We start from the raw sequence: 1,586 nt of genomic DNA, 5'->3' as shown, positions 1-1,586 counted from the left end.
CGGCTTCAGCAGGACCACGCCCGCCGCGTCCTCGCCCTGCACGGTGTGCGGGATCGTGCCCGCGATCCTGGGCACCCGGAAGAAGCCCTTCTTGGCCGCCTCGACGCCCTTGGCGATCGCCGCGGGCACCTCCTTGGCCTTCCCGTACCCGACGCCGACCAGGCCGTTGCCGTCGCCGACGACCACGAGCGCGGTGAAGCTGAACCGCCGTCCGCCCTGGACCACCTTGGCCACGCGGTTGATGGTGACCACGCGCTCCAGGTACGTGGTGCCCCTGTCGGCCGCGCCGCCGCGACGGTCGTCTCGGCGGTCGCGCCGTTCGCCGCCGCCTCCTCCTGCGCTGCGCCGCGATGATGGTGGCATTAGCTAATCCCCTTCTTACTGTTCATGATGGCGCTCACAGTGCCCACTGGTTCGCTCGCTCACAGGGCCAGCCCCTTTTCGCGGGCGCTGTCCGCGAGCGCGGCCATCCGGCCGTGGTAGGCATTCCCGGCGCGGTCGAAGACCGCCGCGGTGATGCCGGCCTTCGATGCGCGCTCGGCGAGCAAGCCGCCGACCAGCTTCGCCTTGGCCGTCTTGTCACCGGCCGCCTCGCGGACCGACGCTTCAAGCGTCGACGCGGACACCAGCGTGCCGCCGACCGCGTCGTCCACGAGCTGCGCGAACATGTGCCGGGACGAGCGCGTGACCACCAGCCGGGGACGCGCCGCGCTCCCGGTGACCTTCTTCCTTACCCGGAGGTGGCGACGCGCGCGCGCCGAGACGCGCGCCGCGGTGCGGCCGGTGATGCGGCCGTGCGCCCGGGTCCTGGTGCCAGACATCTGCTACTTCCCAGCCTTCCCGACCTTGCGGCGGATCTGCTCGCCCTGGTACCGCACGCCCTTGCCCTTGTATGGGTCGGGCTTGCGGAGCTTGCGTATGTTGGCCGCGACTTCGCCGACCTGCTGCTTGTCGATCCCCTCGACCACGAACCTGGTGGGCGACTCGACCCGCAGCGTGATCCCCTCCGGCGGAGTCACCGGGACCGGGTGGCTGAACCCGAGCGAGAACTCCAGGTCCTGGCCCCTCGCCTGCACCCGGTAGCCGACCCCGACGATCTCGAGCGTCTTGCGGAACCCCTCGGTGACTCCGGTGACCATGTTGGCGATCAGCGAGCGGGACAGGCCGTGCAGCGCCCGGATCTCGCCCTCGTCGCTCGGCCGGGTCACCGTGATGACCCCGTCGGCCTGCGCGACCTCGATGGGCGCGGCCACCTCCATGCTCAGGGTGCCGCGCGGCCCGGTCACGGTCACCGCGCGGCCCTCGATGGTGACGTCCACGCCGCTGGGGATGACGACGGGCGTCCGTCCGATTCGTGACATCTGTTTTTCCCTAAAGACGCCGAAGGCGCTTTTCGCCCTTTCCTTACCAGACGTAGGCGAGGACTTCCCCGCCCACGCCCTTCCTGTTCGCCTGCTTGTCGGTCATCAGCCCGGACGACGTCGAGATGATCGCGACGCCGAGGCCGCCGAGGACCCGCGGCAGGTTGTCCTTGCGCGCGTACACCCGCAGCCCGGGCTTGGAGACCCGCTTGAGCCCGGCGATCG

3 protein-coding genes and 1 pseudogene are annotated in these 1,586 nt (G+C 70.6%); all 4 read right to left on the bottom strand.

Features of this window, described 5'->3' with window-relative positions:
* Window positions 1–363, bottom strand: a pseudogene (locus VGS97_RS04400) (30S ribosomal protein S5); the annotation flags it as partial.
* A 59-nt stretch (window positions 364–422) separates the two neighbouring features.
* Window positions 423–821: a 50S ribosomal protein L18 gene (gene rplR / locus VGS97_RS04395; RefSeq protein ID WP_326851885.1), complete on the bottom strand. Its 399-nt coding sequence runs from the start codon at window positions 819–821 to the stop codon at window positions 423–425.
* Between the two features lie 3 nt (window positions 822–824).
* Window positions 825–1,361 carry a 50S ribosomal protein L6 gene (rplF, locus tag VGS97_RS04390; protein WP_326851884.1) on the bottom strand — a complete coding sequence of 179 codons (537 nt, stop codon included), beginning with the start codon at window positions 1,359–1,361 and terminating at the stop codon, window positions 825–827.
* Between the two features lie 43 nt (window positions 1,362–1,404).
* Window positions 1,405–1,586 (bottom strand): 30S ribosomal protein S8 (gene rpsH / locus VGS97_RS04385; RefSeq protein WP_326851883.1); only part of this gene is annotated, 182 nt, incomplete at its 5' end.

Source organism: Actinocrinis sp. (assembly GCF_035946395.1).
In the GTDB taxonomy this organism is placed as follows: Bacteria; Actinomycetota; Actinomycetes; order Streptomycetales; family Catenulisporaceae; genus Actinocrinis.
This window is presented reverse-complemented; position numbering and strand designations above follow the sequence as displayed.

Coding starts and splice junctions, on each gene's coding strand:
- rplF (WP_326851884.1), bottom strand. CDS start 1,361: ATGTCACGAATCGGACGGACGCCCGTCGTCATCCCCAGCGGCGTGGAC.
- rplR (WP_326851885.1), bottom strand. CDS start 821: ATGTCTGGCACCAGGACCCGGGCGCACGGCCGCATCACCGGCCGCACC.